This is a genomic window from Oscillospiraceae bacterium MB08-C2-2 (assembly GCA_035621215.1).
Classification (GTDB): Bacteria; Bacillota; Clostridia; order Oscillospirales; family Ruminococcaceae; genus WRAV01.
In genome coordinates this window covers 623,771-650,387 of record CP141729.1, presented here as the reverse complement: position 1 = coordinate 650,387, position 26,617 = coordinate 623,771, and the positions used below count along the sequence as shown (strand labels likewise).

The 26,617-nt window shown below is 48.7% G+C and carries 26 protein-coding genes; 4 read left to right on the top strand and 22 right to left on the bottom strand.

The window, feature by feature from the left end; translation table 11 throughout:
* Positions 1–197 precede the first annotated feature (197 nt).
* The 11 genes from U6B65_02860 to U6B65_02810 all read right to left on the bottom strand — a co-directional run bounded on the left by U6B65_02860 (position 198) and on the right by U6B65_02810 (position 9,062).
* Positions 198–1,016 carry a histidinol-phosphatase gene (locus U6B65_02860; protein WRS28082.1) on the bottom strand — a complete coding sequence of 273 codons (819 nt, stop codon included), beginning with the start codon at positions 1,014–1,016 and terminating at the stop codon, positions 198–200.
* A gap of 30 nt (positions 1,017–1,046) precedes the next feature.
* On the bottom strand, positions 1,047–1,688 hold the full coding sequence (gene hisIE, locus U6B65_02855; protein WRS28081.1) for a bifunctional phosphoribosyl-AMP cyclohydrolase/phosphoribosyl-ATP diphosphatase HisIE: 642 nt from the start codon (positions 1,686–1,688) through the stop codon (positions 1,047–1,049).
* 25 nt (positions 1,689–1,713) lie between these two features.
* Positions 1,714–2,469 (bottom strand): imidazole glycerol phosphate synthase subunit HisF, encoded by a 756-nt coding sequence (gene hisF, locus U6B65_02850; GenBank protein ID WRS28080.1) that lies wholly within the window; start codon positions 2,467–2,469, stop codon positions 1,714–1,716.
* The gene (gene hisA, locus U6B65_02845) at positions 2,459–3,169 is read right to left on the bottom strand and encodes a 1-(5-phosphoribosyl)-5-[(5-phosphoribosylamino)methylideneamino]imidazole-4-carboxamide isomerase (GenBank protein WRS28079.1); all 711 of its coding nucleotides are present in this window, start codon (positions 3,167–3,169) and stop codon (positions 2,459–2,461) included. Before hisA ends, hisF begins: the two co-directional genes overlap by 11 nt.
* 22 nt (positions 3,170–3,191) lie before the next feature.
* The gene (gene hisH / locus U6B65_02840) at positions 3,192–3,803 is read right to left on the bottom strand and encodes an imidazole glycerol phosphate synthase subunit HisH (GenBank protein WRS28078.1); all 612 of its coding nucleotides are present in this window, start codon (positions 3,801–3,803) and stop codon (positions 3,192–3,194) included.
* Positions 3,804–3,832: 29 nt separating this feature from the next.
* A complete protein-coding gene (gene hisB / locus U6B65_02835) occupies positions 3,833–4,420 on the bottom strand; it encodes an imidazoleglycerol-phosphate dehydratase HisB (GenBank protein ID WRS28077.1) in 588 nt (195 codons plus the stop codon).
* On the bottom strand, positions 4,417–5,475 hold the full coding sequence (gene hisC / locus U6B65_02830) for a histidinol-phosphate transaminase (GenBank protein ID WRS28076.1): 1,059 nt from the start codon (positions 5,473–5,475) through the stop codon (positions 4,417–4,419). Before hisC ends, hisB begins: the two co-directional genes overlap by 4 nt.
* Before the next feature lie 14 nt (positions 5,476–5,489).
* A complete protein-coding gene (gene hisD / locus U6B65_02825; protein WRS28075.1) occupies positions 5,490–6,776 on the bottom strand; it encodes a histidinol dehydrogenase in 1,287 nt (428 codons plus the stop codon).
* Positions 6,773–7,396, bottom strand: coding sequence for an ATP phosphoribosyltransferase (hisG, locus tag U6B65_02820; GenBank protein ID WRS28074.1), 624 nt, complete (start codon positions 7,394–7,396; stop codon positions 6,773–6,775). The genes hisD and hisG overlap by 4 nt, the downstream gene beginning before the upstream one ends.
* A 4-nt stretch (positions 7,397–7,400) precedes the next feature.
* Positions 7,401–8,531: an ATP phosphoribosyltransferase regulatory subunit gene (locus U6B65_02815; GenBank protein WRS28073.1), complete on the bottom strand. Its 1,131-nt coding sequence runs from the start codon at positions 8,529–8,531 to the stop codon at positions 7,401–7,403.
* A gap of 171 nt (positions 8,532–8,702) precedes the next feature.
* A complete protein-coding gene (locus U6B65_02810) occupies positions 8,703–9,062 on the bottom strand; it encodes an MmcQ/YjbR family DNA-binding protein (GenBank protein WRS28072.1) in 360 nt (119 codons plus the stop codon).
* 369 nt (positions 9,063–9,431) lie between these two features.
* Between U6B65_02810 and U6B65_02805 the strand changes: the two genes are divergently transcribed.
* Positions 9,432–11,201 carry an ATP-binding protein gene (locus U6B65_02805; GenBank protein ID WRS28071.1) on the top strand — a complete coding sequence of 590 codons (1,770 nt, stop codon included), beginning with the start codon at positions 9,432–9,434 and terminating at the stop codon, positions 11,199–11,201.
* 5 nt (positions 11,202–11,206) lie between these two features.
* A complete protein-coding gene (locus U6B65_02800) occupies positions 11,207–12,352 on the top strand; it encodes an HD domain-containing phosphohydrolase (GenBank protein WRS28070.1) in 1,146 nt (381 codons plus the stop codon).
* Positions 12,353–12,381: 29 nt separating this feature from the next.
* Here the strand turns inward: U6B65_02800 and dcd are convergent, their stop codons facing one another.
* The 7 genes from dcd to U6B65_02765 form a co-directional block, all read right to left on the bottom strand.
* Entirely contained in the window at positions 12,382–12,906 is a 525-nt protein-coding gene (gene dcd, locus U6B65_02795; protein ID WRS28069.1) for a dCTP deaminase, read from the bottom strand.
* Positions 12,907–13,175: 269 nt separating this feature from the next.
* Positions 13,176–13,691 carry an L-2-amino-thiazoline-4-carboxylic acid hydrolase gene (locus U6B65_02790; GenBank protein ID WRS28068.1) on the bottom strand — a complete coding sequence of 172 codons (516 nt, stop codon included), beginning with the start codon at positions 13,689–13,691 and terminating at the stop codon, positions 13,176–13,178.
* Positions 13,692–13,802: 111 nt separating this feature from the next.
* Entirely contained in the window at positions 13,803–14,519 is a 717-nt protein-coding gene (locus U6B65_02785; GenBank protein ID WRS28067.1) for an ABC transporter ATP-binding protein, read from the bottom strand.
* 2 nt (positions 14,520–14,521) lie between these two features.
* Complete coding sequence (locus U6B65_02780) at positions 14,522–15,286, bottom strand: ABC transporter ATP-binding protein (GenBank protein ID WRS28066.1); 765 nt, start codon at positions 15,284–15,286, stop codon at positions 14,522–14,524.
* Positions 15,279–16,298 carry a branched-chain amino acid ABC transporter permease gene (locus tag U6B65_02775; GenBank protein WRS28065.1) on the bottom strand — a complete coding sequence of 340 codons (1,020 nt, stop codon included), beginning with the start codon at positions 16,296–16,298 and terminating at the stop codon, positions 15,279–15,281. Before U6B65_02775 ends, U6B65_02780 begins: the two co-directional genes overlap by 8 nt.
* Before the next feature lie 15 nt (positions 16,299–16,313).
* The gene (locus tag U6B65_02770; protein WRS28064.1) at positions 16,314–17,189 is read right to left on the bottom strand and encodes a branched-chain amino acid ABC transporter permease; all 876 of its coding nucleotides are present in this window, start codon (positions 17,187–17,189) and stop codon (positions 16,314–16,316) included.
* Positions 17,190–17,367: 178 nt separating this feature from the next.
* Complete coding sequence (locus U6B65_02765; protein WRS28063.1) at positions 17,368–18,600, bottom strand: ABC transporter substrate-binding protein; 1,233 nt, start codon at positions 18,598–18,600, stop codon at positions 17,368–17,370.
* 761 nt (positions 18,601–19,361) lie between these two features.
* Here U6B65_02765 and U6B65_02760 point away from each other — a divergent pair.
* Positions 19,362–20,045, top strand: coding sequence for a GntR family transcriptional regulator (locus U6B65_02760; protein ID WRS28062.1), 684 nt, complete (start codon positions 19,362–19,364; stop codon positions 20,043–20,045).
* A gap of 126 nt (positions 20,046–20,171) precedes the next feature.
* Positions 20,172–21,155, top strand: a complete 984-nt coding sequence (locus U6B65_02755) for a uroporphyrinogen decarboxylase family protein (protein ID WRS28061.1) — start codon at positions 20,172–20,174, stop codon at positions 21,153–21,155.
* Between the two features lie 129 nt (positions 21,156–21,284).
* Here the strand turns inward: U6B65_02755 and ftsH are convergent, their stop codons facing one another.
* From ftsH to dnaB, 4 genes are all read right to left on the bottom strand, one after another.
* Positions 21,285–23,201, bottom strand: a complete 1,917-nt coding sequence (ftsH, locus tag U6B65_02750; GenBank protein WRS28904.1) for an ATP-dependent zinc metalloprotease FtsH — start codon at positions 23,199–23,201, stop codon at positions 21,285–21,287.
* A gap of 127 nt (positions 23,202–23,328) precedes the next feature.
* Positions 23,329–23,868 (bottom strand): hypoxanthine phosphoribosyltransferase, encoded by a 540-nt coding sequence (gene hpt / locus U6B65_02745; GenBank protein WRS28060.1) that lies wholly within the window; start codon positions 23,866–23,868, stop codon positions 23,329–23,331.
* Complete coding sequence (gene tilS / locus U6B65_02740; GenBank protein WRS28059.1) at positions 23,869–25,248, bottom strand: tRNA lysidine(34) synthetase TilS; 1,380 nt, start codon at positions 25,246–25,248, stop codon at positions 23,869–23,871.
* Positions 25,238–26,596 (bottom strand): replicative DNA helicase, encoded by a 1,359-nt coding sequence (gene dnaB / locus U6B65_02735; protein WRS28058.1) that lies wholly within the window; start codon positions 26,594–26,596, stop codon positions 25,238–25,240. Before dnaB ends, tilS begins: the two co-directional genes overlap by 11 nt.
* Between the last annotated feature and the right edge of the window lie 21 nt (positions 26,597–26,617).

Genomic DNA, 26,617 nt, shown 5'->3' with positions numbered 1-26,617 from the left:
TTTAACAGTATCTACAAATCTGGCTTTCCCAACACAGTTCATTTTGATTTTTCGAGAGAGTCAGAATGAACTGCGTTGGATACAGGAATTATTCAGTATATTGAAAAGCAATATAACTACAGCCATTATACAACCTGTTAGGCCAAATGACAAGAGATAAAAAGAAAGCTATCATAGATCGAAGTAGCTTAAAAGAGCTACAATCTGCACCTCTCGAAGCTTCCACCCTGCATTCTCATCAGGCTCGAAAAGCCAGCGGCTTTGAGTAACTCCACCGTTTGATCAAAGTGGTAATCCAGATGGGCAGCAGAGTGAGCATCGGAAGAAACAGTCAGAGGAATGCTTTTATCCCGCAAGCGGCCCAACAAAAAATCGCTGGGATAAGGCACTGTTGTGTACCCACGGGAAATTGCGCCCGTGTTAACCTCCACAATACAGTCGGTCTTGGCGATCTCCTCCACCACCCAAGCCGCAAGCTCCTGATACCACCCGCTGTTCACATCAAAATACCGGTTACCCTCATTGAACTTAGTGATCAAATCCAGATGCCCCACAATAGTGGGCTTGGTGGCCTTGACCATATCGGCTACCTGCCGGTAATATTGCTCCACCAGAGTCTGCCATGTAAAAGACTCCTCCGAATTGGCCAAAAACGCCTCTAAGATAGCAGGTCTGGCATCTACGGGAACAAACTTCTCGCCCAATTTCAGACAGTGCACCGAGCCGATGATAAAATCATATTCATCCGGTGAAGCAGGATTGAGCCAATCGCTTTCAATGCCTGTATAAATTTCAAGTTTACCGGCATATTGCTCCCTAAGCCGCTGCACATGTTCCTTGTAAGGCTCCACTTTATCCAGAGGGATGCAGCTGTCGATATCATAAGGGGAATAAGCATGTTCGGAAAAGCCCAGGCTAACAAAACCTTTTTCCAGTGCGGCTTCTATGTACTGCTCCGGGGTGCTGGTTCCATCACTGTAAAAGGTGTGGGTATGAAGATTTGATAAAAATTCCATAATTTCCCTCCCGCCTGCTTATCAAAGGATTTATTTCATGTATTCCTGCTTGGTCTTTTGATCAACCACATGCCGGCTTGCCAACTCATCAGCCAGCTCCTCCATAGAGATTCCCTTTTCCACCATGAGCACCATAACATGATAGGCAAGATCGGCAATTTCATAAATCGTTTCTGCCCTATCGTTCTTTTTGGCGGCGATGATCACCTCGGTGCATTCCTCACCAATTTTTTTGAGAATTTTATCCTCGCCTTTTTCAAAGAGATAGGTGGTATAGGAGCCTTCCTTCTTCTGCTCCCTGCGTCCCTTAAGAAGCGCATACAGCTCCCCCGCTGAAAACTCTGGCTTGCTTTCATCCCTCCACAGAGGAAATTCAAAGCAGCTTTCGTTTCCCAAATGGCAGGCTGGACCATCCTTGATGACCTCGATGAGAAGGGTATCCTGGTCGCAGTCGGTGATTACCGAAACAACATGCTGGCGGTTCCCGGAGGTTTCCCCTTTGCGCCAAAGCTGCTTGCGGCTGCGGCTGTAAAAGCAGGTCATTTTCTCCTCAAGGGTGATGGCAAGGCTTTCACTGTTCATCCACGCCATCATGAGCACTCTTTTGGAGTAATAATCCTGCACAATGGCCGGTATCAGGCCATCGCTGTTAAATTTGAGATTCAATTCCATGTGATACTTCCTTTCTATAATGAGGCTACCGGCGCACGGGAATCCCTATACCGTGCAGATATTGCTTCAAATCGCCGATGGGCACCTGCTGGCTATGAAAGATAGAAGCGGCCAGCCCGGCATCTGCACCTGTCTGCTGGAACAACTGACCGAAATCCTCTTTGCCGCCTGCTCCGCCTGACGCAATCAGAGGGATATGCAAAACCTCTCCCACGGCCCGCAGCATTTCCAGATCAAAGCCCTGTTTCACTCCATCGGTATCAATGCTGTTGAGCACAACCTCCCCGGCCCCGCTCTGCTGCCCCTGCCTCGCCCATTCTATAGCATCCAGCCCGGTATCCAGTCGGCCTCCCTTGGCAAAAACATGGAAGGAACCATCCACCCGCTTGACATCCATGGAAAGCACCACACACTGACTGCCATATTTTTCTGCCGCTTTGCCAATCATGGAGGGATCAGCAATGGCACCGGAGTTGACACTCACCTTATCTGCCCCGCATTTGAGAACCCGGTCAAAGTCCTCCACTATGTTGATGCCTCCACCCACAGTCAGAGGGATAAAAATCTGAGAGGCAACCTTTTCGAGAATATTGGTGAACATTCGCCTGCCTTCGGCAGAGGCTGTAATATCATAAAACACCAGCTCATCCGCTCCGCTTTCATTATAGAAGGAAGCAAGCTGGGCAGGATCGCTGATATCCTGCAACTGAGTGAAGTTGGTTCCCTTAACCACGCGGCCATCCCGCACATCCAAACAGGGAATGATTCGCTTAGTGAGCATTTTCCAGCACCTCCCTTAGATTCAAGCTGCCTGCATACAGAGCTTTTCCGATAATAGCGCCGTAGACTCCCGACTCCTTGAGTGCCGCAATCTCCTCCAGAAAGGAGACTCCGCCCGAAGCGATAATATTCAGAGAAACCTCCCGGCTCAAGCGCTGGTATATCTCCAGATTGGTGCCTCCCAGCACCCCATCCTTGGAAATATCGGTGTATATCACCGTCTGAACCCCTATTTGCTCAAGCTTTCTACAAAAATCTACAGAAGAAAGCCCACTAGTTTTTGTCCAGCCTTCCACGGCTACCTTTTCGTCTCGGGCATCCACCGAAACAGCAATGGCACCGCTGTATTTCTTGACCATAGCCTTCAAAAAAGCAGGGTCCTCCACCGCCTTGGTGCCTAAGATCACCCGCTTTACCCCGGCCTCCAGATGGCGAACAATAGCGGCTTCATCCCGAATACCACCGCCCACCTGCAAAAACAGCCCACAGCCCGCCAGCTCCCCGATGGCCTCAAAGTTCTGGGAAACCCCGTCTCTGGCTCCCTCCAAATCCACAGCGTGCAGATTGCCTGCCCCCGCCTTTTTGAATTCAGCCGCTATCCGTGCTGGGCTTTGGGAATAGACCTGAACTTGATCGTAATCTCCCCGGGTCAGGCGCACCACCTGCCCGCCTTTTAAATCAATTGCCGGAAATATCTCCATTTATTATGTCTCCTTCCCTCCGCTAGCCCAGCTCACAGAATGCCCGCAGGATGCCAAGCCCTACCGGGCCACTTTTTTCAGGGTGAAACTGTGTACCATATACATTCCCTGCCTGCACAATACCGGGAACCTCCACACCATAATGGGAGGATGCTACCACAGCCCGGTCGCAATCGGCGGCATAGTAGGAATGCACATAATATACATAACTCCCGGGTGCGGTCTCCTTTAAAAGGGGGCTTTCCCGGTGAAAATCCAGTGTGTTCCAGCCCATATGGGGAACCTTGAGGCGGCTGTCAATTCGGCCGGCAAGGGGGCGTATCTCTCCTTTTATCAGACCCAGCCCGGTATAAAACCCCAGCTCAAGACTGCGCTCAAAAAGAAGCTGCATTCCAAGACAGATGCCAAGCAGAGGCTTGCCCTTCTCAGCCTGATGTATAACCTGTTCATCCAGCCCGGTTGCCTTTAGCTTGGCCGCCGCATCCCCAAAGGCACCCACACCGGGCAGAATGATTTTATCGGCCTGTTCCAGCTCCTGGGCCTTTCCGGTTACCCGGCAGTCCACCCCTATGTATGCCAGAGAGGAGCAAAGGGAGAACAAATTCCCTACGCCATAATCCACAACTGCCACCATTTTTACCACTTCCTTGCGCTAAATTGTTTTTACAGCATCCCTTTGGTTGAAGGAATCTCATTGGCATATTCGGGCTGAATGGCAACTGCCTGTGCCAATGCCCTACCAGCTCCCTTAAAGGCTGCTTCAATGATGTGGTGAGAATTGCGCCCCGCCATTTGCTTAAAGTGCAGGCAGGCACCTGCCGAACGGGTAAAGCCCAGCCAAAGTTCCTCCACCAGCTCGGTATCGAAATCGCCCACCTTTTGGGCAGGAATCTGTAAATCACAGCCCAGAAAAGCTCTTCCGGAAAGATCGATTCCCACCAGCACCAGTGCTTCATCCATAGGCAGCAGCATCTGCCCATAGCGGTAAATACCACGCTTTTCTCCCAAGGCCTCTGCAAAAGCCTGCCCAAGAGCAATGCCCATATCCTCTGCTGTATGGTGAAAATCCACCTGTACATCCCCGTTGCAGTTCAGTTCCAAATCGAAATGCCCGTGGCGAATAAACAGCTCCAGCATATGATCCAAAAAGCCAACGCCGGTGCTCCCGCTATACCGCCCGGTTCCATCAAGACCAAGGGTGAGGGAAATCTGGGTTTCAGAAGTATTGCGAATAACAGTTGCTTCTCTCATAACAGCCTCCTGATTGTTTTTAGCAGGCACTCCATTTCATCCGGGGTGCCGATGGTGATTCTCACAAAATCTTGTATTCTGGGCAGATCGAAATGCCGTACTAAGATGCCGCTTTCTTTCAGGCTCAGATAAAGCTGCTTTCCCTCCAGTGCAGGATGGCGGGCAAAAATAAAGTTGGTGCTGGAATCCAGATAAACAAAGCCCAGCTTCGCCAACGCCTGCTGTGTTTTTTTCCGGGTATCCATAATCTTTGCCACTGTCGCCTCAAAGTATTCCCGGTCTGCCATGGCCTCAATGCCGCAAAGCATGGAAAGACGACTCAGGTTGTAGGGGTTAAAAGAACAGCGAACTCGGTTCATATCGCCGATCAGCTCGGCACTTCCCAAAGCAAAGCCGATGCGCATCCCCGCAAGGGATCTGGATTTGGAAAGGGTCTGCACCACAAGGAGGTTATCGTATTTTCCTAGAAGGGGAACCGCACTTTTTCCTGGGGCAAAATCCCCATAGGCTTCATCCACCACCACCAAGCGATGCGGGTCGCCTCGCAAAATCTGCTCGATCTGCTCCGGCTCCAGACAAAGGCCGGTAGGTGCATTGGGGTTGGCAATGAACAGATTCCCCGGCAAGCCGCAGAAATCCTCCGGGCAAAGGGCGTAATCGCCTCGCAAGGGAATCGTTTTGGCATCCAGCCCAAACAAATCGGCATAAACCTGGTAAAAACCGTAGGTAATATCCGGGAAGCAGACGGGATCACCCCGATCAAAGAAAGCCATAAAGGCATAGGCAAGCGCTTCGTCGGAGCCTCCACAGGCCAATACCTGCTCTGGCGGCAGGCTGTAGTAATCCCCAATAGCCTGGCGAAGTTTTGCAGAATCCGGATCGGGATACAGCCGCAGAAGCTGTGCAGGAGAAGCGGCCAGCGCCTTTTCCACTGCCGGTGAGGGCGGATAAGGGCATTCGTTGGTATTGAGCTTAACATAAGCCTTATCTTGGGGCTGTTCTCCGGGAACATAGGGCTTAACCGCACCGACCGCCCTGCTTAAAAAACGACTCATTTTCTTCTCCTCCTTTAAGACTGGCTGCTCAGCCGAACCTGCACTGAATTGGCATGCGCCTCAAGCCCTTCACGCCGGGCAAAGGCGGCCACATCCTCCCCAATTTGCCCGAAAGCCTTCCGATCGTAGTAGGTAAAGGAGGATTTTTTCACGAAGTCCTCCACCGAAAGGGGCGAAGAGAATCGGGCAGTTCCACTGGTGGGTAAGGTATGATTGGTTCCCGCCATATAATCCCCCAGCGCCTCCGGAACATAGTGCCCCAAAAACACCGAACCGGCATTTTTCACCAAAGGCAAAAGAGAAAATGGCTCCGCTGTGCAGATTTCCAGATGCTCCGGTGCTATGCGGTTGCTGATAGCGACCGCCTCTTCTATGGATTGCACCAATAAAATGGCGCTGTAGTTCTCAATGGCAGAACGGGCAATCTCCTCCCGGGGAAGGCGGCTAAGCTGTGTTTCGATTTCTTCCCTAACCGCTTCGGCCAAATCCGGATCATCGGTAATCAAGTTGGCACTGGCTAGCCGGTCATGTTCCGCCTGCGAGAGCAGGTCAGCCGCCACAAACCGAGGATTGGCGGTTTCATCGGCTATCACCAGAATCTCGCTGGGCCCGGCAATCATATCAATGTCCACCAAGCCATAAACCATCCGCTTGGCAGTGGCTACATAAAGGTTACCGGGGCCAACGATTTTATCCACCCGGGGGACACTCTGGGTTCCGTAGCTCAGAGCCGCTATCGCCTGTGCGCCGCCAATCTTAAAGATTCGATCTACCCCAGCTACCTTGGCGGCGGCCAAAATATCCACCGGCAGACCTCCATCCCGGTCGGGGGGGGTAACCATCACTGTCTCCCCAACCCCGGCTATTTTGGCGGGAATGGCATTCATGAGCACAGTGGAAGGATACCGGGCGGTACCCCCGGGAACATAAATTCCCACCCGTGCAAGAGGCAGAACCCTCTGGCCCAGAATCACCCCGGCACCTCGGGTCATGATATAACCCTCCTGCTTCTGCTTGCAGTGGTAGGATTCAATGTTATCCCGAGCCGCCTGCAAAATGCGGATAAAGTCAGGATTAGCCGCTTCCCAAGCCGCATCCATTTCTTCGGGGGTAACCTCCAAGGCGGAGAGTGAAGCACCGTCAAACTGCCGGGTATAATCATACAAGGCTTGATCGCCCTCCCGGCGAACGGTATCCAGAATCGCCCGCACCGGCTCATCCACATTAGCCGCTTTGGCTTCATCCCGGCGGAGCAGTGCTTCTATAGCCTGCGTATCCGGGTATTCCATAAGCTGAATCATAGTGCCGATACCTCCCTGAGTTTTTCTGCAAGGGTGTTGATCTCATGGTATTTGAACTTGTAGCTGGCCTTGTTGGCAATAAAGCGGGCGCTGATATCCAAAAAGCTGCCGAGAACCTTCATATCGTTTTCCTTAAGGGTGGAGCCTGTCTCTACAATATCGACAATGACATCCGAAAGATGTAGAATCGGCGCCAGCTCAATGGAACCGTTCAGCTTGATAATCTCAATTTCCCGATTCTGGGAGGAGTAGTATTGCTTGGTGATGTTCACGTATTTAGTGGCCACCCGCAGAGGCAGCCCGGAGTTTTCTTCATAGCCATTGGGAGCGCAGACCGCCATCCTGCATCGGCCCAGCCCCAGATTGAGCAGTTCATACACATCTGGCTGGCTTTCCAGTAGGATATCCTTGCCCACAACACCGGCATCGGCGGCTCCCCGTTCCACATAAATGGCAACATCCGAGGGCTTGACCAGAAAATAGCGGAAGCCGTTGGCGGTATCTTCAATCACCAGCTTGCGGCTATCCTCCAAAAAGCTTTCGCAGTTATAGCCAATGCGGGACATCAGCCCATAAACCTTATCGCTCAGTCTGCCCTTAGGCAACGCAATGCTTAACATATCCTCACCCCTTTACCAACTGGTTTTGCTGAAAATAGAATCGCTGTTTGCATCGAATAAGCCGCTCATCTCCTATGGCGGAAAGGCGCTCGACACGAACAGCGGAACCATCCCGGCGCAGCTCCCGGGCCTTTTGCATCAAGGAAGCGATATCCGCACCCGCATCATAAAGAATCAGGTAATCCACCTCTTTGCCCTCTCCCCTTTGGAAATAATCATCCAATGCGTTGAGGGAAATAGCAAAGCCGATGGCTCCGTTTTCTTTGCCCAGCCGTTGGAGGAGCTTATCATACCGGCCTCCAAAAAGCACGGCGGAAGGAATGTTCTGGATATAGCCTTTAAAAATCAGGCCGTTGTAATATGTAAGATCGTTGACCACGGAGAAATCCAGATGCACCTTTTCTGCCCAGCCATTGGCACAAAGAATTTCGCTGAGCTGGCAAAGCTCCTGCCAAGCCTTCTCCATCACCGGGTTAGCAATGAGCTTTTTTGCTTTTACGAGAGATTCTTTCAGAGGGCCATCCAGCTCCAGCAAAGCAATAATCTGCCGCTTACGCTCTGGTGCTGTTCCCAAATCCTCTAAAATACCGCTGAGCTCCCAGCTGTTTTTAGCATGAATGCTTTTGAAAATCCTGCTTTCATCCGCATAGGATAACTCCATACCTTCAAACATCCCTGACACAAAGCCGCTGTGGGAAATATCCAGTATAAAATCCGGGCTAATCACTCCAAGGCTTTCAAGTGCCAAATACAAAACCTCAAGATTGGAAAAAGGATCGTTCTTCCCAATCAACTCAAGGCCAATCTGGTCGACCATCTTATATTCCCGGTTCTCCTTGGAAAGGCGAAACACTTCCTCGGTATAGTAGAGGCGTTCCCGGCACCCTGTATCCTTTTCCGGGGCATTTTTGACCAAAGAGAGGGTCACATCCGGCCGCAGGGCCATCAGCTTTCCATCCAAATCCATAAAGGTGATAATGCTTTCTGTATTGAGAAAGCGGCGGTTATCCACATACAGGGCATAGTCCTCAAATTTGCTCAGAACTGTTTTTTGAAAGCCATAGCTTTCAAACAGCCGCCGCAGCTTTAGCGCCGCAACCTCACCCCGGGCAAAATTCTCAAGCAGCTTTTCCATTCTATCCGCTCCTTTTTGTTAGATTTAATTATATACCAGAGCACCGTGTTAGTCAACTAAATCAATGAAATATTTTATATATTTTTTCGGTTATACTCTGAGCCACCATATAGAAAAAAGCTTGTATCAAAAGCGCCTTCGCTCTTGATACAAGCTTTATGATCAAAATCGTTATTTTCCCGCTATAGCAGCCTGCACCTTTTTGGGCAGACCGGCAAGCACCAGCTGATAGGCTTGGCTGAGGCAGGCCTTCATAATCTCCACAGGCACAGAGCCTTCCAGCAAAAAGGAGTTCCAATGCAGCTTATTCATATAGTAGCCGGGGCCAATATCCTCGTATTGTTCCCGAAGCAGTCTGCCCTCTTCCGGTTCCAGCTTCAAGGTTAAGATCGGACGCTTTAAATTGTCTGTTCCAACCATGGCAAACATTTTGTCTCCGATTAGATAGCGCCAAGCGTCCCATTCCTCTTTATAATCCTCGACAGCGCCGGGAAGGGACAAGCATTGGGATGAAATCCAACTATTCTTCATAAAAAAGCCTCCTTGTTCTTTAAAGAAACTAATTAACCGTTTTTTCACGATTATATAATGGCCGCTGAACAAACCAAAAACCACTCAAATCAATACTTCCAGCGTGTTTTTGGTTTGTTCTGGTACAAGGGTTTTGGCGACTGAAAAGGCACATTATATAGTCCTAGTATAATAGAACTGCTCAAAAACATCAATACAAGTCATCCCCAAAAGCTCCTATAGAAAGGCGGTTTTTTTCACAAAATATTTGCTATTCCATATAAGAGCCGATATAATGTAGTAAATCCATATAAGCTTGATGTGTTGATTTTATCTGAAAGATACATGCCTTTCCCAAGGGGAAATCCTCAATCCAAAGGAGGCTGTAAGATGCTTCTGCCCGAATATGATGCTAAAATAGACAGCTTGATTTTTAAAGCCGGGGAGCTTTTGCGTTTCGATGCTTTGAATCAGGAAAGCTTCGATTGTCTGGTAAGCGAACTTCAAAATACATTGGAGGCGGATTTGGTGTGTCTGGGGCTTTGCCACCCTTCTGTTCCTCAGTATATCTGCTGCCGAAATTTCCCTGAATTTGAAATATTGATGGGGCAGCTTATCGCAGAAAATGCTGTCTGCCGCCTGACCGACTCTTTAACCGAAAGCCTGTGGGGCGACGATCTGGAAACTTTTATGAACCAGACTCTTCTGCCTAAAATACAGGGCGGTATTGCCCTCACCATTGACTGGAATGCACAGCCCATCGGAATTCTGCTGTGCGGGCGCAAAAATACCGCATGGTCTCCACAGGAGCATCGCCTTTTAAAGCATATATGCTGCACAATCTCCCTTGCAGTGGATAATTACATGGCTCTGGAAACCTTTCAATCCCAAAACCGTGAGCTGCTCAGCCTTTCACAGCAGCATTTATCCAAAGCGCAGGCCGAGGCCGAAAACGCCAATCAATCCAAGCAGGAATTTCTTTCTCGCATGAGCCACGAATTCCGCACACCGGTTAATGCCATCATTGGTATGGCCGGTATTGCGGCAGACAGCGAAAGCCCCGAAAAGGTTAAAGAGTGTCTCAAGCAAATTAACCATTCCTCCCGGCACTTGCTGGAGCTGATCAACGGCGTGCTGGATATGTCCCAGATTGCCGCCAACCAACTTACACTGGATATTCGCCCCTTTGATTTTGATGCAATGCTGGCTGAAATATCCCTGCGGTATACACCCGAAGCGCTGAAAAAAGGACATACCCTAACCTTCCAGCTTGACCCCAAAACACCTCGTTATTTCCGAGGCGATGATTACCGATTGGCACAGGTGATTGGTAATCTGCTTTCCAATGCCATTAAATTCACCCCCACTGGCGGCACGGTACAGGTGAATGTTCGGGAAATTACCCGGGATAATATTCGCTCCACTATAGCTATCGCCGTTTCAGATAACGGAATCGGCATTGCACAGGATCAGCACCCCACCCTGTTTACCTATTTTGAGCAGGGAGAGGGTGGCTCATCCCGGCATTTTGAAGGAGTTGGGCTTGGGCTGACCCTTTGTAAAAGCATTGTTAAAATGATGGAGGGCGATATTACTGTTGTCAGCAAAGAAGGGATGGGTAGCGTTTTCACCTTCGTGGTGAATATGGATTTGTGGCTTAACCGGCCTGAGGATGGCCCCCCGGTCTTATGTGATAATGTAAGCCGTGGTACACCGGAGGCATCTTGCCCTCCTCTGCCTGTAAACCCAAGAGGCTATTCAGCCGTTCCCCCTCCGGTTGCCTGTGCTGCTCCCACTCTGGAGCAGTTGGCTGATTTGAGCTCATATGTGGATATGGAAAAAGGGCTCTCCCGGATATTGGGCAATAAAGCCATTTATATCACGCTTCTGAAGAGCTTCGCCAACAGTCCCCAAATCCCACAGCTTTATAGGGAGCTTTCCGAGGAAGAAAACGAAGCCGCTATCCAGACCGTTCACACCATTAAAGGAATGACCGGCAATCTTTCTCTGCCAGCCGCTTACAACGCAGCTGTTCTGTTGGAAGCCCAGCTGAAAAACAATCGGCCTGCACACAACAGCTTGGATGCTTTCCGGCAGGTTATGGAAAAGACCCTCCTTTATATAAGCGCACTGCTGGAAAAATTGAAAAACGAGGTCTGATTCTCATGGCTGATAGCATATTGGTGATTGACGATATCGAAATCAATCGAATTATTTTAAAGGAAATACTATCCCGGGATTATGATATTCTGGAGGCCGATGGCGGTCTGAGCGCTGTGGAGATTTTATTCAACACACCCCGGCTGCCGCAGGCTATCCTGCTGGATATTATGATGCCAGGGATGGACGGATTCGAAGTGCTCAGTCTTTTGAAATCCAATCCTATTACCGAGAAAATACCGGTGCTGTTTATAACAGCGGCCGATGCCGAAACCAATGAATCCAAGGGCTTGAAAGCAGGAGCTGTGGACTACATCTCCAAGCCTTTTAACCCTGATGTGGTCAAGGCCCGGGTGGATATTCATGTCAAGCTGTTTCACTACCAGAACGATCTGGAGGCTATGGTGGAAACCAAAACCAAGGCTTTGACTGAAACCCATGAGAGTATTCTGGAAACCTTGGCCACTATTATCGAATACCGCAGTCTGGAATCCGGAACACATATCCGGCGCACACAGGAGCTTTCCGGCATTATGGTGGACCGCATGCTCCACAATGCGGCGTTCCGGGATGAACTGCTTGCCAATGATCCGGGTGCACTCATTAAGGCGACTGCTCTCCATGATATTGGAAAAATCGGCATTCCGGACAGCATCCTTTTGAAACCGGCCCGCCTTACACACGAGGAGTTTGAAATTATCAAAACCCACACCATTATTGGCGGCGAAATTTTGGATTCCATCGGCACCACAGTGGAGGAACAAGCTGTGTATCTGCGGCATTGCAAGGATATCTGCCGCTCTCACCATGAAAAATGGAATGGCTCAGGCTACCCTTATGGGCTTTCCGGGGAGGCAATTCCCCTATCTGCCCGTATCTTGGCAGTTGTGGATGTGTACGATGCCCTGGTCAATGAGCGCTGTTACAAAAAGGCTTATCCCCACGATGTAGCTATGAATATGCTTGTGGAGGATTCCGGCAAGCACTTTGACCCCCGGCTGATTGAAACTTTACTGGAGGTTGAGGAGGATTTCCATCTGCTGGAGCTAAGACTAAGCGGAGGGAAACCCGAAGGCGTTGCTGCTCCCATGAGGGAAATTGATCAAATCCCCCTCACTTATCAATTTCAGCCCTGGATTGCTGACGACTAACCTAAAAAGGCTTTTTTCTATCTGTAAGTTTACTTTTCAAAATCCTTATACATCAAGCTTGGCTGGATACCGGTGTTCTTTTGGTATTTGCCGCCGGTGTATTTTTTAAAATCTCCCTCTATCCTATGGTAATATATCTGGCATATTTCCACCATGGGATAAATGCGCACCGGCTGAATGCACTGTATCTCCAAAGTCCAGTAGCCCGCAAAGCCGATATCACCGAAGCCAGCAGTCACATGAATGTAAAGCCCCAGCCTGCCAATGGAGGATCTCCCTTCCAGCATAGGGACATAAACATCGGTTGCGGTGTATTCATGAGTCCGGCCCAAATAAAGCCGCCCCGGCTCCAAAACAAGACCTTCCTCCGGGATCACGATAGTTTTGGTGTTAAGGGGCTTTTTCATATCCAAAACCGGATCGGTGTAAACCATCAGCTCATTGTGCAGCTTTAGATTGTAGCTGTTTGGGTTGACACACCCCGAATCAAAAGGTGTAATTCGAATACAGCCAAGCTCAACCTGTTTTCTGATTTCTTCTCCTGAGAGTATCATCGTTGCCATCGCTCCTTGCTTTGTTTGAGTCCGGGCAGCGCCAATCTCTCAGTCTGCCTGAAATTATATTTTACCGTGTTTGCTGTAAATGCGCAACCGCTTTTGGGCCAAGCCAATGCAATAGGATAAAGAAATTAAAAAAGTGGTGAATGAAGTTTGCTCATTCACCACTTTTTCTGAAGCCGGTGCGGCGGCTTCTCCTGTCAAAAGCCTGTATAATGTACCTAAAACTTTAACTGTATTATACTGGCGATAATCAGGGCATTAATCTACTTGGTTTTCTCAAGAATCAGCTTGCAGACAGGCTGACCCTCAGCCAAGGTACCATCCAGCGTGAATGCACAGTCAGGAATGCGGCTGAAAATGCCACGGTCACCATCCATAGCCACATCACAGCATTTAGCAATCAGTTCCTCATCGTCGGTCATTTTCTGCCAGCCTGCCACCAAGGGGCAATAGTGAAAATGCATTTCCAGCTTTTCGGGAGTAATGGTGATGTATTCTTTCTCAAAAACCTTGGTATTGGGGTTGTTTTTAAAATATTCGCCCAGCTCAACCAAATCGCCTTTATCTGCGAAGCTTTGGAGCATTTCATCACCACGAAAACAGCCGCAGCGGAAAATAGCCGGGCGGCAATATTCTTCCCAATCGTGGCCTCGTTTGGCGGCTTCATCGTTCATTAGAAAAAACCATTCGGCACGCTGCTCAATCTGAGAGCGAAGCATATTGGTCATGGTATCATCGGTAATGGCGGGCTTATTGGAAATGTTCTTGGTAACAGCCATTGGTAAGTCCTCCTTTTACATTTAGAGCGATTTTATGTGTATGTCACTTCAAAGCAAGCCTATAGGGCTGCTTTTTAGCGCATGATTGAGCAGTCATATTCCAGAAAGCGCCTATATTCCCCCAAGATAGGCTTCTCTGACCTTTTGGTCGTGGAGAAGCTCACTGCCTTTGCCGGAATAGATGATTTTGCCGGTTTCCAGAACAAAGCCATAATCAGAAATAGAAAGTGCCATTCGGGCATTCTGCTCCACCAGCAAAATGGTTGTGCCCAGCTCCTTGTTGATGCGGGTAATCAGGCTGAAAATTTCCTTGATAATCAAGGGAGCCAGCCCCAGAGAAGGCTCATCCAGCATCAGAAGCTTAGGGTTGGACATAACCGCCCGGCCCACGGCCAGCATCTGCTGTTCTCCCCCTGAAAGGGTTCCGGCCATCTGTTTTTCCCGCTCTTTCAGAATGGGGAAAAGATCAAAGATCTTCTGTATGTTAGTGGCTTTTTCTTCCTTAGATTTTAAAGTAAAGGCACCCATCATCAGGTTTTCACGCACTGTCATTCGAGGGAATACCTGCCTGCCCTCGGGAGACTGAATCAATCCCATTTTTACAATCATATCCGAGGGCTTATTAGCGATATCCACCCCATCAAATTCAATTTTGCCTCCTGCAACCCGCAAAAGACCGGATATTGCATTCATGGTGGTGCTTTTCCCGGCGCCATTGCTGCCAATCAGGGTAACAATTTCTCCCTCGTTAACAGCCAGATCAATCCCTTTCAGGGCCTTGATGCTGCCATAGCTGACCTTGAGCCCCTCAATGTTTAAAAAGGCCACGGCTACACCTCCTCGCCCAAATAGGCATCAATAACCTGCTTGTTTTTCTTGATCTCCTCTGGGGCTCCGCTGGCAATGACCTTGCCGTAGTTCTGCACATAGATTTTTTCGCAGATATTCATAACCAGCTTCATATCATGCTCAATGAGAAACACCGAATACCCCATTTTCTTGAGCTCCCGGATAAATGCCATCAGCTCGTCGGTTTCCTGCTCGTTCATACCGGCGGCTGGCTCATCCAACAGGAGCAGCTTGGCCCCGGTAGCCATAGCCCGCACAATTTCCAAGCGGCGCTGAGAACCATAGGGCAAGCTTCCCGCCCGGTCATCGGCTTTGGAGGCAAGCCCGGTCAGGCTGAGCAGCTCCATACAGCGCTGGGTAACTTCTTTTTCAGCCTTGTTGCGCCTTGGCAGGTGCAAAGCCGCACTAAGCAAATCGGATTTCACCTGAATGTGCATACCGATTTTCACATTATCCAAAACAGTGAGATTGCTGAAAAGCCGAATGTTCTGGAAGGTTCTTGCCAAGCGGCATTTGGTAATGGTGTGAACCTTTTTCCCGGTTATATCCTGCCCTTCAAACAGCACCCTGCCCTCAGTGGGGTTATAGATGCCGGTGATTACATTAAAGGCTGTGGTCTTCCCTGCACCATTGGGCCCAATCAGGCCAACCACCTGATTTTCTTCAACCGCCAGATTCACATCTGAGACAGCCACCAAGCCGCCAAACCGCTGTGTTACCTGAACCAGCTCCAAAATGTTACTCATGGCTGTTCCCTCCCACTCCGGCGGTTTGCTTTTCTAAGCTGTCGGGAACTGCATATTTCTTTTCAATACCCAGAAGCTGAGGTATGGCGGTGGTTCCCAAAATGCCCTTAGGGCGGAACATCATCATCAAAACCAGCACAAGGCCATAAATCAGCATACGGGCCTCAGCCAGATCACGCAGAAGCTCCGGGATAACCGAAAGCAGCAGAGCACCCAAAAAGCTGCCCGGTATACTGCCAAGTCCCCCCAGAATCACCATGCTGAGAACACTGGTGGACTGCTCAAAGTTAAAAGCATTGGGGTCGATAAAGCGCATATAATGAGCATAAAATGCGCCCACCAGCCCGGCGAAACCGGAGGAAATCGTAAAGGTCATCACCTTGTAGCGAAACACGTTCACCCCCATAGCAGAGGCGGCTATGGAATCCTCCCGCACCGACATAATGGCTCGGCCGATATGCGAGTGCATCATGTTCATCACAACGAAGGTAACAATCATCAGGATAATCAGGCAAAGATAGTAGTAAGACATGCCCGATTTGATTTTGATACCGAAAATCACCGGGCGGGCAATACCTGTCATACCCATGGGGCCTCTGGTCAGGTCGATCCAGTTCAGCTCAACGAGACGAATAATCTCACAGAAGCCTAGTGTTACAATGGAAAGATAGCTTCCGCTGAGCTTTAAAGCCGGAATACCCAAAAGCATGCCGAAACAGGCCGCCACCAAAATAGCGCAGAATGCAGTCAGCAGAAACGGCCATTCAAAGCGATCGGAAAGGATAGCGGAGGTATAAGCCCCCACACCGAAAAAAGCGGCATGCCCCAGCGAAACCTGACCCATAAAGCCGGTAATTAGGTTGAGGCTCAGAGCCAGAGCGGAATACATCAGCACCAAAGTGCCCAGACGCACCACATATTGATCCTGCACAACAACCGGGAAAAACACGATCAGAACGCAAAGCGCAGCGGCCAGTATCAGGCGCACACGGGTTGTAAAAATCTTCTTCATACCATGAGCACCCCCTTAAACCTTGCTGACATGCTTCTTACCCAACAGCCCAGCAGGCTTGATAAGAAGAACGCCAATGAGAACGATAAAAGCAACTGCATCTTTAAATCCGGAACTGATATAGCCGGCGAACAGAGATTCCAGAACACCGATGGAGAATCCCCCCAGAACCGCACCGGGCAAAATTCCGATCCCGCCCAATACTGCGGAGGCAAAGGTTTTCATCCCAACAGTAAACCCAAGAGTCAGATCAACGCTGCGGTAATACATGCCCACCATAATACCGGCCACTGCCGCCAGCGCACTGCCCAGAAAGAAGGTAAAGGTAATGGTTGTATCCACATTAATGCCCATTAGGCGAGCCGCTGTGGCATTCTGGGCAACTGCCCGCATCGCTGCGCCCATGGAGGTGTAGTTGACCAAAAACCACGTGATAAGCATGAGAGCCAACGTGATGCAAATAACAAAAATTTGCAGATATGTAATCATTGCATTGCCGAATTCAAGCTGGCCCTGTATAAAAACCTTAGGAAAAGGCCTTGCCTCGGCTCCAAAAATCATCTGGATCAGATTCTGCAAAAAGGTGGAAAGCCCGATGGTGCAAATCAAGTAGGATACCCGGGAGGCTCCCCTTTTACGCATAGGCATCAGGGCCATTCGGTCAATTAAAATACCAAATATCCCGCAAAGAGCAATGGAACCCGCCACTGCCATCCAAATTCCGAAATGGTTGGCCAGCACTGCCGCCGCAATATATGCACCCAGCATAAATACCGAGCTGTGAGCAAAGTTTGTCAGCTCCAAAACACCGAAAACCATGGAAAAACCCACCGCTACCAGTGCATACGAGCTGCCGATAGTCAACCCGTTGATTACCTGTTGTAGAAACACGCCGCACCTCTTTCCTGTTTCTTGAAATGCCAATCTGACTTCTGGCTATTTAAGTCTTTTATCCTGTCGATCAACCCAAAACCATACATATTTTAGCTATCAGTACCAGATAATAAGCATCCGGGCCGCCCATATAGAAAGTCGGCCCGGACATCCCCACAGCCTGAATGCTTTGGTTTTATTTCAGTTCAGGATCTTCCAGGAATTTGTAGGAGCCGTTTCCGTCAGGGCCGGTAATGTAGAATCGCCGATCAACGTTGCGGTCGTCAAAAAACTTAAAGGTACCGCTGACACCGGTAAATTCCCGAATATCCATAATCTCGTTTTTGATGGAATCAGAATCCATTTTCTGGGATTTATCCAGTGCGGTAAAAGCGACCATCATGCAGTCATAAGCACGGACGATCATATTGTCGACTTCCGCATCGTATTTTTCTTTTACGGTTTTGCGGAATGCCTGAAGCAGAGGATCGGGATTATCAACCATAAAGGTGGAGCACCACAAAGCGCCTTCGGCTGCTTCCCCAGCCAGTTCAAGAGTTTCACCCTTATAAGCGGAGGAGGATACAAAGATTTTGATATCATTAAGCCCCATGCCTCTGATCTGCTGGAGGAGCTGGCCGGCTTCGGCATACTGGCACATCAGGAACACGGTATCGGCTCCGGCCTGTTTAATTTTGGTGATGATAGGAGAAAAATCCTTGGTTTGACCAAGAATAAAGGGCTCGTTGGCAACAACCTCCAGATTTTGTTCTTTGCAGCCTTCCAAAAAGGCTTCATCCAAAGTCATGCCCCAGTCATTCTGCGAATAAATGGCCGCCATTTTTTGAGAACCCCATTTTTGAGCACAGTATTTGGCTACAAAAGCACCCTCAATGGTATTAACGTGAGAAAGCCGGAAGGTATAATCAAAATTGGTTACATAGTCGGGGTGCGAAACGCTGGGAGAAATGGTCAAAACTTTTTCTTCATCCAGAACCTCAGCCATTGCCAAAGCGCAAGTGGAGGAGAAGGGGCCGATGACTGCAAAATAATCGCCCTCGGATACAATTTTGTTGCCGATGTTGACAGCTTCTTTCGCATCGTTTTTATCATCGAATACAGTCAGTGCAATGGGAGAGCCATTGTAGCCGCCCTTGCTGTTGTATTCCTCAATAAAAACTTCCACACCACGCTGGAACTGCTGGCCATACTGTGCAGAATCACCTGTCATGGGGCCAACCAAAGCTACCTTGACCTTGCCGCCCGGTGCCCCCTGTGCCGATGATTCGGCTGAAGCACCATCACCGGCTGGTGCTGCCTGCGTGCCTGCCTCGGACGAAGCTGCCGGTGCCGCTTGCCCGCAGCCAACAAAAACCATTGACAAAACCAGAATCATGCATAATAAAGCTTTGACTGTTCTTTTCCTCATGAAACTTCTCCTCCATTTGACAATTAAATTGGGTGTTAAGATCCACCTTGGCCGCCTAAAACCAACCGACAGAAGACCCTCATTTATTCTCGCAGCTGCAAAATGGTGCTTTACAACTGACAGAATCTATCCAAATGCACCAAAACAAAGATTACAGATTATTACTGATCATATTTGTATTTATATGAATTTTTTGAATAAATTATGGTAAAAAAGAAGGCGCTGTGGGATACCCTTCCCCAGCGCCTTTGCTTTGCTATGGGTCAGAGTATAAAACAATGTTTTTTTATTGTCAAGCAAAAATTTGCAAGATAAAGCCAAATCCACTGCAATTATCTACCGAATATATCTATACAAAAGCCTCTATAAGTAATCTCGTATTGTTTTCGTTACTATCTTAATACTTGTTTTTACGCCTTTTTTTGCTAATCTTATGATAAGCAAGGTCAGAATTTTTAAATATATTTATGTGTTTGTAATAATACCAACTTATATTAAAAATATGAATAAAATTTTAAATATAAGTTAATTAATTGTTAATATAGGAATATATATCCATAAACAATCATATATTTATTATTTTTTATGCTATTAAACGAATATAAAAACTCAATGTATGATTGACTAATATTATCAGAGATGATATGATTAACAAAACCTCCTTCTAATAAAAATGCCGATTTCTTTCTACTGTTATTATTTAGCCCATGCCATGAGCAGAAAGATTTTTCTAAAAAGATATCAAAATATTATCAAGGGAGATGGTGTTTATTATCAAATCGAATTCAGTACTCTCCCTGAAAGAGTATGTTTACAAAGAAATCATTAAAATGATTTGCTCCGGCAGGCTCACCACCAACACACTTCTTACCGAAAAACAAATGATTGAAGAATTTGCAGTAAGCAAGGCGCCCGTAAGAGAGGCCCTTGTGCAGCTTTGCCATGAAAATGTGTTGGTCAGCATCCCCCGAAGTGGTTACCGAGTTGTGGAAATCAGCGGCAAAAACATCCGAGATATAACGGAAATGAGGCTTTTCCTTGAGCTGAGTTCATTGCCTTCCATCATGAAGAAGCTGGATGTGGATATTATGAATGAGCTTCGAGAGTTAAATGCGGCTCGCAGAGTTGGAATGGACCGACGCACCGTTTGGGCTTGCTGGAATGCCAACGTAACCTTTCATTTAAAATTGAACTATTATGCGGGAAATATGCAGGTCAATCGCACCCTTGAGCAGGCTCTTTCCACCTGCACCCGGGCCTATGCACAGCTTTTCACACTGGACAGCGCTCCCATGACACAATCCAACGTTCTCAGGGAGCATCGCCATGATCTGATTGTGGATGCCCTCGAGCATCATGACATATTCAGAGCCCACGAAGCCTTGCGCCAAGATATTCTCTTTATGGAACAGCAGCTTCTTTCCACAAACATGATGATGGAATGAGCCTCGCTGCGCATACATGCAGTGCGTGTCATAGCTTTAAAATTGCGCCAAGGTTTTGAAGCTATATGAGTGTATATTCAACCGACAAAGACCCACCAAATATTCAGTTAAAAGGAGTGCCCTGCCATGAACAAAAGAGAACGTGTATTCAACCTTCTTGACGGCAAGCCAACAGACCGGGTTCCCGCCGGATTTTGGCTGCATTTTCCCAAGAATATGCACCACAGCGACGCCGCGACACAAGCTCATCTGGATTACATCAATCAAACCGATACAGACATTCTCAAAATAATGAATGAGAACCTCTTTTATACAGAAGGCGGGCGCCTTTATTCCACTGAGGATTTGCCGAAATTCAGAGGGTTTACCCGCAAGGATAAGCTCTTTCAGGATCAAATGGAAATCACCAAAAGAGTGGTGGATGCCACAGCCAAGAATGTGGCTGTAGTGGCTACCGTGCATGGTTTGGTTGCATCCACGCACCACAGCATGGGGCACGCCAATCGTTATGGCGAATATGCCTATGGATTGGTGGTTATGCTGCGTGAGAACCCCGCCCCTGTTGTAAAAATGATGAACGAAGTAGCCGAAAGCCTGATTGAACTGATTGACTGTTCCACCGCCTCCGGGGCAGACGGCATCTATTATGCTGACTTAGGCGGAGAGGCTCATTTATTCACCGATGAAGAATTTGCCCAATACATTGCCCCACTGGAAAAGAAGATTCTAAACCATGCAGCCAGCAAATCCAAACTGAACATCCTACATATCTGCAAAGCCAATACACAGCTTTCACGATACGCCGATTACAATGCACCCATTGTAAACTGGGCGGTGCATGAAAACAAAATCGGCCTTTTGGAAGGCAGCCAAAAGATATTCCCCAATAGCATTGTTCTGGGCGGATTTGATGACCGCAGCGGTATTCTGGTGGATGGCACAGATGAGGAAATCGCCTCTGCTACCAATGAGCTGCTGGATACCATGGAAGGCCGCCCCTATATTTTAGGAGCAGACTGCACGCTCCCCACCGAAATACCCTATGCCAAGATTCGACAGGTTGTGGCAGCGGCCGAAGCACAAAAAAGCCATGAGCGCGCTCACAGCTAATCAAATATATCAAGCTACACAACTCAAAAGGAACACCCTCCGATATGGGGGCTGTTCCCTTTAAACTGCAAAAAACGGTGGAGACATCTTGTCTCCACCGTTTTATCTTACCACGAAATAAGCGGCAATTTAATCAAATATAGAGCCTTTATCCTCATCCTCGGGTTTGGATTCCAAGGAACTTGGGGTCTCCTGTGATCCAATTTCAATATCCAGCCGAGCACCCTTTTCCCCACTTTCAAAGGCAGAGGAACCTTCGTCTTCCTGTTCCAGCTTGCCTTCCATAAGGAGGGCAAACTCCTTGCCTTCAATTTTTTCATGCTTAAAGAGATACTTGGCCACCTTATCAAGCTGATCCATATGCTCACGAAGCAGTTCAACAGCCATCTCAAAGGCGGAATCCACAACCTCACGAATTTCGGAATCAATTTCAGAGGCAATGGTCTCGGAAAACATGCGGGAAGAGTTATAATCCCGGCCCAAGAATACTTCGTTGTGATCGCTGCCATAAACAATCGGCCCAATCTTATCGCTGAAACCATACCGTGTAACCATGTTGCGGGCTGTCTTGGTGGCACGCTCCAGATCGTTGGAGGCGCCGGTGGAAATATCGTCCAAAACCAGCTTTTCTGCTACACGGCCGCCCATAAGCACCACAATATCCTCGAACATATGGCTCTTGGTCACATAATTGCGATCCTCAGAGGGCAAAGACATGGTGTATCCGCCTGCCATACCACGGGGAATAATGGAAACCTGGTGCACAGGGTCCTGCGTTTTGCAATAATAGGTAACAACAGCATGACCGGCCTCATGATAAGCCGTAAGACGCTTATCCTTTTCGGTGACTACATGAGAGCGTTTCTCCGGCCCCGCAACCACCTTGATCATGGATTCCTGCACTTCCTTCATAGTGATGGCGTGCAGATTTCGACGAGCAGCCAACAAAGCGGCTTCGTTGAGCACATTTTCCAGATCCGCACCGGTAAATCCGGCTGTGGTTCCGGCAATGACCTTCATATCCACATCAGGAGCCATGGGCTTGCTGCGGGAATGAACCTTGAGAATTTCCTCGCGTCCCTTGATATCCGGGTAGCCAACCATAATCTGGCGGTCAAAACGGCCCGGACGAAGCAGTGCCGGATCCAAAATATCACGCCGGTTGGTGGCGGCAATGACGATAACGCCGGTATTGGCCGAGAAACCATCCATTTCAACAAGCAGCTGATTCAGCGTCTGCTCTCTTTCATCGTGACCGCCGCCAAGGCCTGCGCCTCTCTGACGGCCCACCGCATCAATCTCATCGATGAAAATAACGCTGGGAGCATTCTTCTTAGCCTGATCAAATAGATCACGGACACGGCTGGCACCGACACCCACAAACATCTCCACAAAATCCGAACCGGAAATGGAGAAGAACTGCACCTCTGCCTCCCCGGCTACAGCACGGGCAAGCAGGGTTTTACCGGTTCCCGGAGGGCCCATGAGCAAAACGCCCTTGGGAATACGGGCACCCAGCTTATTGAACTTGGAAGGGTTTTTGAGGAACTCAACGATCTCGACCAGCTCGTTTTTCTCTTCATCGGCACCGGCTACATCGTCAAAGGTGACCTTGCGGCCATCCTGAGCGGATTTTGCCTTTGCTTTGCCAAAGCCGGTTACATTGCCCCCGGTTCCCCGGGATTGCCGCATCATCAAAACCCAGAATACAACCATTAGACCAACAAGAAGCAAAGATGGGAGGAAAGTAACCCACCAAGGCATTTCTCGGGCACCTTTATAATCGCCTACAATCTGAGCATCGGGATGCGCCAGATTATACTCCAGAATATAGTCCTGAACATCCTGAATGAAAAGGCCGATATTCGGTACTTTATAGGTAATGGGGTTTTCCATGCCTTCCATTTTTAAGATGGTAAGCTGCCCCGTTTCAAAGTCGAAGCTATATTCCTCTACTTTGTTTTGCTGAAAATACCCTACTATTTCAGTGTATTTTATCGTCTGGGGCTCTGGATTCAGGGTAAATACCATTGTTGCGAAAATCATCAGTATGGCCAGAATCGCAACGTAGATACCTAAGCCCTTTGGTCTTTTCTGCAAACATCCTCACTCCTGTCAGAATTTATATAATTATGTCTGTCACTTGAGAAAAACCGGATTGTTTTGTAGACACTCAGTGGGTATAAACCTCCGGCTTCAATATGCCGACATAAGGCAAATTGCGGTATTTTTCGTCGTAATCCAGCCCATATCCAACCAAGAATTCATCCGGCACCTCAAAACCGCAATAATCAGCGGCCACATTTGCCTGCCGGCGGCTGGGCTTATCCAACAGAGTGGCAATGCGCACACTTTTGGGGCCACGCTGCTCCAGCAGCTCCTTGAGGTAACTCAGTGTCAGACCACTATCCAAAATATCCTCTACAATCAAAAGATCATAGCCGGAAATCGAAATATCCAAATCTTTAATTATCTTAACCACGCCGGTGGTTTTTACACCGCCTCCGTAGCTGGAAACCGACATAAAATCCAATCGGGCGGGAACACGAATCGCACGCATCAAATCCGCCATAAAAACAACCGAACCTTTGAGCACACTGACCAGCATTAAATTTTTATCCTTGTAATCTTCACTGATGCGTTTGCCCATTTCCTGCACCTTGGCGGCAAGTTCCTCTTCGCTGATCGATACCTTGAGTATATCATTATCCATTTAAAAATCCTCCAACACCCGAATGCTTAGAATACGCCGGGTTTCCTTTGTAACCTGACAACGCAGATCTGTGCCAAAGCCTTCTACCCACAGTACACCGCCGGAATCAGCCAGCAGCAATCGCCGGGCCCGTTCCTCTATGGGAAGCTTCGCTTCGTTAAAAAGCTTCCTGACCAATTTTGTAAGCTTTCGGTCAGGCAGACTGAGGCAATCCCCCTCCTGTCGTTGTCTGATTCTAACAATCTCGTCTATTCTATCATAATCCAGACAATTTTTGAATTGATTTTTCTCTAAATTTGCAGTTTTTTCAAAATATTCATATCCTGTTACAGTTAACACAACAGTCTTGCCACAAATGATGGGACATTCATAGGTAACCTTTTCGAAAAAGACCTTCTCCAGCAAAACCTCCTGCTCAAAAAACGGCTGAGATCTATGGGCTTTTTTAATATACAGCGTTTCGCTGTCGCAAGAAAAGGCCGCATCAGCGGCCAGCGGAACGCCTCCACTGCCTTGCCGGGCAAATTTCAGCATATCCTCAATCCGCTTATTATCACGAGAGTAGCCTTCACCTTCTAAGAACAGAGCCAATACCCTTTTTTGCAGCGCACGATCCAACTGTAAAAAGCCATCCCGCTCCAAAGCCTGTCCTTTCTTTATCTTGTTTAGGCTGGCAGAAGTCATCTCCTCCAGCAAAACCCGATCAGCCGAAAGCAGATCAATGGCTCGCCCTGCCACGGTCTCGAAGGATGGGTTCATCTCTTTAAACACCGGAATTACCTGATGACGCAGCTGATTGCGGGTATAATCATTCTCCAGATTGGTGCTGTCGGTTACATAATCCAGTCTCTCACGGCGGCAATAAGCTTCAATCTCCTCCCGGGAACAGCGGATCAAGGGGCGAATAACAGACCCACGCACAGGGGGAATTCCGCACAGCCCTGCCAAGCCGGTACCTCTGAGCAAATTGAGTAGCATGGTTTCAATGCTGTCGCTCAAGGTGTGGGCTGTGGCAATTTTTGCGCCTATGGGGAGGGCTACTTCTTCAAAAAAAAGATACCGCTCCCGGCGGGCGCTTTCCTCAATCGATAAACCTGATTTTAAAGCCATCTCAGCTATGTTAAGCTTTTTCACTTTACAGCTAATATTTTTAGCTTTGCAGAGAGCTTCCACGAAACTTTGATCCCGATCGCTTTCTTCTCCCCGCAAGGAATGGTTCATGTGGCAAACAGAAAGGGAAAGGCCCATTTTATGTGCCAGTCCCTCCAAAAAGCAGAGCAGCGCCACCGAATCAGCGCCACCCGATACCCCCACGACCACCCGGTCACCCGGCCGCAGCATATTATATTCTTCAATGGTTTGCCTGGCCTTATGGTTCATGATGGAACCGCTCCATGCCGGTAAACTTGGTATGAGCGCCATCCCAGCCTAACGGAATAATGCCCATTTCACCATGGCGGTTTTTTGCTATAATACACTCGGCCACATTCTGCTCGGCGCTATCCCGGTTGTAGTAGGCATCCCGATACAAAAACAGCACAATGTCAGCATCCTGCTCAATAGAGCCGGATTCTCTCAAATCCGAGAGCATAGGTCGATGATCGGTACGAGCCTCCGGCCCACGGGAAAGCTGCGAAAGCAAAACAACCGGTACATCCAATTCTTTGGCCATCACCTTTAGTGAGCGGGTAATTTCCGAGATAACCTGTACCCGGTTATCGCTCCGACTGCTGCTGGTCATAAGCTGCAAATAGTCAATAACCACCAGCCCCAAATCCTTCATACGCCGCAGCCGAGCCTTGATTTCATGCACTGTGATCCCGGCAGAATCATCAATATACAGCGGCAGTGAGGAAAGCTTTTGAGCCGCCATAGCCAGACGCACCCATTCGTCGTTGCCGATTTCGCCCACACGCATTTTGGAACCCTGAATGGAGGCTTCACTGGAAAGCATACGCTCCACCAGCTGTTCCTTGCTCATTTCCAGCGAGAAAACAGCCACCTTTTTTTCCTTGCGGGCCACAGCGGCGGCAATGTTCAATGCGAAAGCGGTTTTACCCATACCGGGTCGAGCCGCCAGCAAAACGAGATCGGATTTGTTCAAACCGGTGAGCACCCTATCCAAATCACCAAAGCCGGTGGAAAGGCCCAGATAGCTATCCTTTTCATCACCGCTGAGACGCTGGAGCTTATCATAAAGCCCCACGATAACCGTGTTAATGCGCTCCAGACCACTGGCCTCACGCCCTTGGCGTATTTCATAAATACGCTGCTCCGCCAAATCCATCAGCGACTGGGCATCTGCCTGGCCATCTCTGGCATTTTCAATAATATCCCGTGCAGCGGTAATCAAGCTGCGAATGTAATGCTTTTCCTTAACAATCTTGGCATAAGCCTCAATGTTGGCAGTGGATGGAACAATCTGCACCAGCTGGGTCAGGTAGATTTTCGCATCGTTTTCGGTTTCAAAAATATTTTCCTGCCGAACCTGTTCCAGCACCGTGATAAAATCAATGGGACTGGCCGTCGTGAACATGCGCACATAAATTTCAAAGATACGTTTATGCTGCTCCCGGAAAAAGCTCTCCGGGCCCACATCGTCCATAACCACGGCCAAACAGGAGGTATCCACCAGCACCGCCCCCAGCACCGATTGCTCGGCCTCCAGCGAATAGGGCAGCTCCATATCATATGTGGTGGTGGAAAAGGATTCCCCCATAAACTCCATAACAGCCAATTCCTTTCAGCT